The following is a 6,859-nucleotide window of genomic DNA, read 5'->3' as shown; positions in this document are numbered from 1 at the left end:
GGCGGCGAGGGCGACGGAGCCGAGCCGGACGCGTTCGGCGCCGGGGGGCACCTCGGGGAGTGCCAGATGGTGGGCGGCGCCGGCCACCAGCGTGGCGGCGCCCAGCGCGGCGCGGGCCGCGGCGGTCAGCGGCGAACCGTCCCAGCCGATCACCGTGACCCGGTCGGCCATCGTCGTCTGTCTCCTGGGGTCTGCGCAGGTCGTCGTCGGCTGTCCCGCCACGGGGCGGGCTCCGTGAGACTACCTGGTGCGACCGGGGACAGCGCCGCCGGTACCTCGTGCGAAGGTCAGTTCCAGTCCGGGTACGGGGTGAATCCGCCGGTGTCGGCCAGTTGTCCGTCCGCGCCCTCGATGTCCTCGGGCAGCAGGCTCCATACGATGAAGTCGGTGCGTACGTCGCTCCAGCCGCCGCCCTCGGTGCGGACGTGGGCTATGCAGGCGCCTCTCAGCACGCCCTCGCTGATGCAGCCGATCTTCTGGGCGACCTGCTGGGAGGCGGTGTTGTCGGCGGCGGTGCGCAGCTCGATGCGTTCGAACTTCTGGTCGTTGAAGAGCCACTGGGCGGTGGCGAGCGCCGCCTCGGACGCGTAGCCCTCGCCACGCGCCCAGGGGGCGACGATGTACGACAGTTCGGTGGAGCGCACGTGCCAGTTGGTCTTGGCGAGCTGGATGACGCCGACCAGGCGCTGGGTGAGGAACTCGGTGACGGCGAGGTCGAGTCCGTTGCCCCGGGCGCGTTCGGAGGGGGCGTACTCGGTGATCCAGGTGTGCGCGGCCTCTTCGGAGAAGGGCTGCGGCACGTCGGTCCAGGCGCCGACCTGCTCGTCGTTCATCATCTCGGCGAGGGCCGGGACGTCGTCCGTGTCGAAGGGACGCAGCACCAACCGCTCCGTGCTGATGGAGATGCTGGGGAAGGTGCTCGTCATGCGCCGCTCCGTAACCTGAGAGACCGTCGGGTGCTGCTGAACTGCCCAGCATGCAGCATGAAGGCACCGAACCGCACCACGGGGTCCACCCCTTGTAGCGGAGTGGACCCCGTGGGTGGCGCGAGGCCGGATCAGAAGGAGGCGAGGACGGAACCGGCGTACTTGTCCTCGATGAACTTCTTCACCTCGGGGGAGGTGAGGAGCTCGGCGAGCTTCTTCACGCGCGGGTCGTCCTCCTGGCCCTCCTTGACGGCGAGGAGGTTGTTGTTCGGGTTGCCCTCGGCGGCCTCCAGGACGAGGGCGTCCTCCGCGGGCTTGAGGTCGGCCTCGATGGCGTAGTTGCCGTTGACGACCGCCGCGTCGACGTCCTCCAGGGAGCGGGGGGTCTGGGCCGCCTCCAGCTCCTTGAAGGTGAGCTTCTTCGGGTTCTCGGTGATGTCCGCGGGGGTCGCCGCGGTGCCGACGCCGTCCTTGAGGGTGATCAGGTCGTTGGCGGCGAGCAGCTGCAGGGCGCGGCCCTCGTTGACGGTGTCGTTGGGGATCGCGATGGTGGCGCCGCTCTTCAGCGCGTCGGCCTTGTCGACCTTGTTCGAGTAGAGGCCGAGCGGCTCCAGGTGCACGTCGACGACGGACACGATGTGGGTGCCGTTCTTCTTGTTGAAGTCGTCGAGGTACGGCTGGGTCTGGAAGAAGTTGGCGCCGACGGAGCCGTCCTCGGTCGCCGTGTTCGGGGTGACGTAGTCGGTGAACTCCTTGACCTCGAGGTCGAGGCCGGCCTTCTCGGCGAGGTTGTCCTTGACGAAGGTCAGGATCTCGGCGTGTGGCACGGGGCTCGCGGCGACGACCAGCGGGCCGGAGGTGTCGGAGGCGGCTTCCTTGTCCGAGCCGCAGGCGGTGAGCCCGAGGGTGAGGGCTCCGGCGGCGAGGACGGCGGTGGTGATCTTGGCGGTGTTACGCACGAAAAGTGCCTTTCCTTGGGTGGTGCGGCCCCGTATGGGTGTGACGGGGAGTTTGTGGAGGGGCGCTTACGCGACCTTGTCGATGCCGGCCGCGGCGGGCTCCTTGGCCTTGAGGAGCCGGAGCCTGGGCGAGGGGCCGGAGCGGCCGCCGCGGCGGTGCAGGGCGCGGGCCGCGTAGTCGCCGGCGAACTGGATGAGCGAGATGACCACGGCGAGGATCGCGACGGTGATCCACATCAGGCCGGTCTCGAAGCGCTGGTAGCCGTAGCGGACGGCGAGGTCGCCGAGTCCGCCGCCGCCGACGGTGCCGGCCATGGCCGAGTAGCCGATGAGGGCGATGACCGTGGTGGTGGTGGAGGCGATCAGCGAGGGCAGCGCCTCGGGGACGAGGACCTTGCGGACGATCGTCCAGGTGTTGCCGCCCATGGCCTGCACGGCCTCGACGAGCCCGTGGTCCACTTCGCGTACGGCCGTCTCGACGAGGCGGGCGAAGAAGGGGATGCCGCCGATGGCGAGCGGCACGATCGCGGCCTCGCTGCCGATGGTGGTGCCGGTGATCCAGCGGGTGAAGTCCATCAGGGCGACCATGAGGATGATGAACGGCAGCGAGCGGCCGATGTTCACGATCTGCCCGATGACCTTGTTCACCAGGGTGTTCTGGAGCAGTCCGCCCTTGTCGGTGAGGACGAGCAGGATGCCCAGCGGGAGGCCGCCGACGACGGCGATCAGGGTGGACCAGCCGACCATGACCATCGTCTCGGTACAGGCCTGTTCGAGCAGCGGCTGCATCTCGGACCAGGTCACTTGGCCCCCTCCTTCACAAGTGCGAGCTCTGCCTGGTCCACGACGTCGATCTGGAGGCCCTGTTCGCGCAGGAAGCCGACGGGGACCACGTTCTCCTCGTAGCGGCCGGGCAGTTCGATGCGCATCCGGCCGACCTGGAGGCCGCCGACGGTGTCGATGGCGGCGCCGAGGATCGATATGTCGATGTTGTAGGTACGCGAGAGCTGGGAGATGACCGGCTGGGTCGCGCTCTCGCCGTGGAAGGTGACGTCGAGGACGGTGCGGTCGTCGCCGGAGGCCTCGCCGCCGACCGGGAACAGCGCGGAGGCCAGTTCGGAGCCGGGGGTGGCGAGGAGGTCGGTGACCGTGCCGGACTCGACGACGCGGCCGTTCTCCATGAGGGCGGCCGAGTCGCAGACCGACTTCACGACGTCCATCTCGTGGGTGATGAGCAGGACGGTGAGGCCGAGCTGCCGGTTGAGGTCGCGCAGGAGCTGCAGGATCGAGCGGGTGGTCTCCGGGTCGAGGGCGCTGGTGGCCTCGTCGGAGAGCAGCACCTTGGGGTCGCCGGCGAGGGCGCGGGCGATGCCGACGCGCTGCTTCTGACCGCCGGAGAGCTGGGCGGGGTAGGCCCTGGCCTTGTCCGCGAGGCCCACCAGGTCGAGCAGTTCCAGCGCCTTGCGGGAGCGTTCCTTCCCCGACTTCCCGAGGATCTCCAGGGGCAGTTCGACGTTGTCCTGCACGGTGCGCGAGGAGAGCAGGTTGAAGTGCTGGAAGACCATGCCGATACGGCTGCGCGCCTGCCGCAGTTCCCGGCCGGCCCGGGGGCCGCGGCCGGCGAGCGCGGTGAGGTCCTGGCCGGCCACGGTCACGGTGCCCGAGGTGGGGCGTTCCAGCAGGTTGACGCAGCGGATGAGGGAGGACTTGCCGGCGCCGGACTGGCCGATGACGCCGTAGACCTCGCCTTCGCGGACGTGCAGGTCGACGCCGTCGAGGGCGGTGACCTCGCGGCCGCGTGAGCGGTAGACCTTGGTGAGGCCCGAGGTGGTGATCACGTGGGTATCCGTCACTGTCGAGTGCGCGGCGCGTCGTGGGCGCCGGGCACGAGGCATTCAGGGTCGAAAGCAGCCGGGCGGCACGGATCTCGGTGGGGCGTGGCGGTGGAGACCGTGGAGAAACGTGCGCGCGGGGGCGTGGCTCAGTCGCGCATGCGGGGCATGCGGGCGGACACGAGCGGGCTCTCGCTTCGGGGCGCGAGGCTCAGGTGGTGCAGGGGCCCTCTGTCAGGCGCACATTCGGCGACACATACACCGAGCACCGGGCGTCGTGGGCGCCTCGGTCGCAGGGATGCGGTCGCTCGTCGTGGTCATGCGATCAGTAAAGCAGACGTTCGCTCCTGACCGGACACGGCTGTCCGTATTCTGGACAGCCGTGGACAGGGGTGCGCGCACGTCAGGGCCGTACGGAGATCTCCACTCCCCCGTCCGTGACCAGTGCGGACAGGGCCGAGAGGTCCTCGACGACGAGGTCGGCGGTCAGTTCGTGGGCCCGGTGGGTTGTGGCCAAGGCCACGGTGGTCATGCCGGCGGCACGGCCGGCCTGGAGTCCGGCGGGGGCGTCCTCGAAGACGACGCAGTGCGCGGGGTCGACGCCGAGGGTGCGGGCGGCGAGGAGGTAGGGCTCGGGGTCGGGCTTGCCGCGGGTGATGTCGTCGGCGGCGACCAGGGTCTTGGGCAGGATGCCGACGGCCTCCAGGCGGGCCTCGGCCAGGCGCCGGGTGGCGGAGGTGACGACGGCCCAGCGCTCGGCGGGCAGCGCGGCGAGGAAGTCCGCGGTTCCCGGCAGCAGTTCCACACCGCCGTTGGGCACGTCCTCGACCTCCAGGTCCTCGATCCGCGCGACGGCCTCCGGCACGACACGGGCGGGCAGCAGATCGGCGGCTATCTCCGCGGCCGGCCGCCCGTGCAGCTCGACGCGCCCGAACTCCTCGGCCGTGATCCCGTACTCGACGGCCCACCGCGTCCAGCAGCGGTTCACGGAGGCGAGGGAGGAGACGAGGGTTCCGTCGTTGTCGAACAGCAGGGCCTGCGCATGGATGGTCATGCCATCGACCTTACGGGCCCGGCGGACCTTGCCGGATTCCCCGGCCGTGGCGATCATCACGGCATGGGACCCGAGGTGAGCGCCTTCGTGGCGGACGGACCGCTGCCCGACGAGGAGACCGGGGAGGAAGCGGAGATCGACCGCAGGGCGCGGCAGCTCGAGGCGATACCGCGCCCGCTGAGCCTCGCCGAGGCGGAGGCCCTGGCCGGCTGCTTCGGGCCGGACGACTGCTACGGGCTCGCCTGGACGATGGCCCATCTGATCGAGACCGCCCCGGGTCCGGTGCACACACCCGCGCCGGTGCTCGACGTGGGCGCGCACGCACGGATCCACGAGTGGGCGGCCGCCGCCGGATTGGTCGCGGAGGAACCCGGGCCCGGCGCTCCCGGGGGCGGGGACACCGGGGGTTTTCCGGCGTAATAGGGTCACTGCCATGCTTGATGTCCTGACGGTGGTGACCGGTGTCGCCGCGTTGCTGCTCGGCGCCTGGTGCGGGTGGGCCGCCTACCGTGACCAGCCGACGAAGGACTGGCACTTCATCGGGATGGCCGTGGTCACGCTGCTGGCGCTGGCGCAGCTGGTCGTCGGGATCGTGCAACTGGCCCGGGGCGAGAAGCCGGAGCAGGGCACGACGATCTTCGTGGCGTATCTGCTCGGCGCGTTCGCGTGCGTCCCGGCGGCCGGCTTCATGTCGCTGGGCGAGCGCTCCCGCTGGGGTTCGCTGACGGTCGCCGCGAGCGGTGTCGTGCTGGCCGTGCTCGAGGTGCGGCTCCATGACATCTGGGGAGGCTGAGATGGCCGCGACGCGGGAGAAGCCGACCGGGACGCGGCTGATCGGCGGTCCCGGACTGCTGCTGGTGTGGCTGTACGGGGTGATGGTCGTCGGCGCGGTGTCGCGCTCCGCGTACCAGATCGCCACCGAGTTCGACCGGGCACCGCTCGCCTACGCGCTGTCGGCGGCGGCCGGCGTGGTCTACGGCTTCATCACCTACACCCTGGTGCGCGGCGGTGAGACGGCCCGCAGGGCGGCGCTGGTGTGCTGCGCCGCCGAGCTCGTGGGCGTACTGACCGTGGGGACCTGGACGCTGGTGGAACCGTCCGCGTTCCCCGACGCCACCGTGTGGTCGGACTACGGGATGGGCTACCTCTTCATCCCGGTGCTGCTGCCCCTCACCGCCCTGTACTGGCTGCGCAGGGCGCGGCCGGGGCAGCCGCCGGCGTCCTGATCAGGCGGTCGTCGCGTAGGCCTGCGCCTGCTTCTCCAGGACGATCATCGGTACGCCGTCGGCGCCCTGGGAGGTGCCCACCCGCTGGTAGCCGACCTTGCTGTACAGGCGCAGGTTGCTCTCGCTGCGGTGCCCGGCGTGCAGGCGGAAGGTCCTGGCGCCGCGCTCGTCGGCCAGGGCGGACTCCGCGGCCCTGAGGAGACGCGCGCCGATGCCGTGTCCCTGGAGGCGGGGGTGGACGCAGAGCTTGCCGATCGCGGCGGCGCCCTCCTCGGTGATCCTGCCGTGCACCGAGCCGACGATCTCGTCGCCGAGGCGGGCGACGAAGACGCAGTCGGCGGCGACCTCCTCGCGGACCGAGTCGAGGGTCTGGACGAGCGGGTCGATGCGGTAGTTGCCGTAGAGCGCCGCCTCGCTCTGGAAGCACAGGTACTGCAACCTGAAGATCTGCTCCGCGTCCTGCTCGGCCGCCGCAGAGATGGTCACGCTCATGCCCATGTGCGCATGCCTCCCGCTCACCTGATCACCTGTCGTCCCCACTCCTATCCCCGTCCTCAGCGCGCCGCAACCTCCCGTGTGAGCAAACGACGCAGACATCCCAGGCATCTGGAACGTTCCGGACCGAGACTGCCCTGTGAGATACCCAACTCCCCCGCGATCTCCCGGTATGTCGGGTCGCGCGGGGACAGCAGTGCCTCCATCAGATCCGGGCAGCGGCCGGGCAGCCGTCGTACGGCGTCCCGCAGGGTACGGCGGCGGGCGGCGGCGAGTGCGAGACCCTCGGGGCCGTGGTGTCCGGTGTCGGCGGGGTCGCCGGTCAGCGCCGTCTCCCGGCGGGCGCCGCGGCGGGCGCGGCGGGCCT

The 6,859-nt window shown here is 70.8% G+C and carries 9 protein-coding genes and 2 pseudogenes; 3 read left to right on the top strand and 8 right to left on the bottom strand.

All coding sequences use genetic code 11. The features are described 5' to 3' along the window. The 6 genes and pseudogenes from B7767_RS48185 to B7767_RS21280 form a co-directional block, all read right to left on the bottom strand. A pseudogene (locus tag B7767_RS48185) lies at positions 1-171 on the bottom strand (precorrin-6y C5,15-methyltransferase (decarboxylating) subunit CbiE); the annotation flags it as partial. A 116-nt stretch (positions 172-287) separates the two neighbouring features. After that, positions 288-926, bottom strand: coding sequence for a GNAT family N-acetyltransferase (locus B7767_RS21300; RefSeq protein WP_085573605.1), 639 nt, complete (start codon positions 924-926; stop codon positions 288-290). Between the two features lie 131 nt (positions 927-1,057). Continuing rightward, positions 1,058-1,885, bottom strand: coding sequence for a MetQ/NlpA family ABC transporter substrate-binding protein (locus tag B7767_RS21295; RefSeq protein WP_085573604.1), 828 nt, complete (start codon positions 1,883-1,885; stop codon positions 1,058-1,060). Positions 1,886-1,951: 66 nt separating this feature from the next. Continuing rightward, positions 1,952-2,689 carry a methionine ABC transporter permease gene (locus tag B7767_RS21290; RefSeq protein ID WP_085573603.1) on the bottom strand — a complete coding sequence of 246 codons (738 nt, stop codon included), beginning with the start codon at positions 2,687-2,689 and terminating at the stop codon, positions 1,952-1,954. Further along, on the bottom strand, positions 2,686-3,723 hold the full coding sequence (locus B7767_RS21285) for a methionine ABC transporter ATP-binding protein (RefSeq protein ID WP_085573602.1): 1,038 nt from the start codon (positions 3,721-3,723) through the stop codon (positions 2,686-2,688). The genes B7767_RS21290 and B7767_RS21285 overlap by 4 nt, the downstream gene beginning before the upstream one ends. A gap of 397 nt (positions 3,724-4,120) precedes the next feature. Further along, on the bottom strand, positions 4,121-4,771 hold the full coding sequence (locus B7767_RS21280; protein WP_085573607.1) for an HAD family hydrolase: 651 nt from the start codon (positions 4,769-4,771) through the stop codon (positions 4,121-4,123). A 63-nt stretch (positions 4,772-4,834) separates the two neighbouring features. Between B7767_RS21280 and B7767_RS21275 the strand changes: the two genes are divergently transcribed. From B7767_RS21275 to B7767_RS21265, 3 genes are read left to right on the top strand one after another with little or no spacing between them, the layout of a single operon-like run. Further along, positions 4,835-5,191, top strand: coding sequence for a hypothetical protein (locus B7767_RS21275; RefSeq protein ID WP_256923522.1), 357 nt, complete (start codon positions 4,835-4,837; stop codon positions 5,189-5,191). Positions 5,192-5,204: 13 nt separating this feature from the next. Further along, positions 5,205-5,564, top strand: a complete 360-nt coding sequence (locus tag B7767_RS21270; RefSeq protein ID WP_085573601.1) for a hypothetical protein — start codon at positions 5,205-5,207, stop codon at positions 5,562-5,564. A 1-nt stretch (position 5,565) separates the two neighbouring features. Further along, complete coding sequence (locus tag B7767_RS21265; protein ID WP_085573600.1) at positions 5,566-5,997, top strand: hypothetical protein; 432 nt, start codon at positions 5,566-5,568, stop codon at positions 5,995-5,997. Here B7767_RS21265 and B7767_RS21260 read toward each other — a convergent pair whose 3' ends face one another. Both B7767_RS21260 and B7767_RS21255 read right to left on the bottom strand, forming a co-directional pair. After that, the gene (locus tag B7767_RS21260) at positions 5,998-6,495 is read right to left on the bottom strand and encodes a GNAT family N-acetyltransferase (RefSeq protein ID WP_085573599.1); all 498 of its coding nucleotides are present in this window, start codon (positions 6,493-6,495) and stop codon (positions 5,998-6,000) included. 56 nt (positions 6,496-6,551) lie between these two features. Further along, positions 6,552-6,859 (bottom strand): annotated as a pseudogene (locus B7767_RS21255) (sigma-70 family RNA polymerase sigma factor); the annotation flags it as partial.

It is taken from the genome of Streptomyces sp. 13-12-16, from assembly GCF_002114215.1.
Classification (GTDB): domain Bacteria; phylum Actinomycetota; class Actinomycetes; order Streptomycetales; family Streptomycetaceae; genus Streptomyces.
This window is presented reverse-complemented; position numbering and strand designations above follow the sequence as displayed.